Here is a 539-nt window from a genome sequence, read left to right on the forward strand (position 1 = left end):
AAAAAGGTCGTAAAGTTCGTCAGGTTAGCAAAACGTTCGCCACGATGGATCACAACGTTTCGACCACAACCAAAGACATCAACGCCTCTGGCGAGATGGCGCGTATCCAAATGGAAACGCTATCGAAAAACTGCGAAGAGTTCGGTGTTACCCTTTACGACCTAAACCACAAATATCAGGGCATCGTCCATGTTATGGGCCCAGAGCTAGGCATTACTCTACCGGGTATGACCATCGTTTGTGGTGACTCTCATACCGCAACACACGGAGCATTTGGCTCACTGGCTTTCGGTATCGGTACATCAGAAGTTGAACACGTATTAGCGACTCAAACGCTAAAACAAGCACGTGCGAAAACAATGAAAATCGAAGTGAAAGGTAAAGTCGCACCGGGTATTACCGCAAAAGATATCGTTCTAGCTATCATCGGCAAAACAACGGCTGCGGGCGGTACTGGTTATGTGGTTGAATTCTGCGGTGAAGCGATTACTGATCTTTCTATGGAAGGCCGTATGACGGTATGTAACATGGCCATTGAA

At 47.1% G+C, this 539-nt stretch carries 1 protein-coding gene; it reads left to right on the forward strand.

Annotated features, from left to right (window positions below):
* The coding region (locus R7R24_RS29870; RefSeq protein WP_318120609.1) for an aconitase family protein at positions 1 to 539 on the forward strand (539 nt) is incomplete at both ends.

This window comes from Vibrio sp. 704, assembly GCF_033339295.1.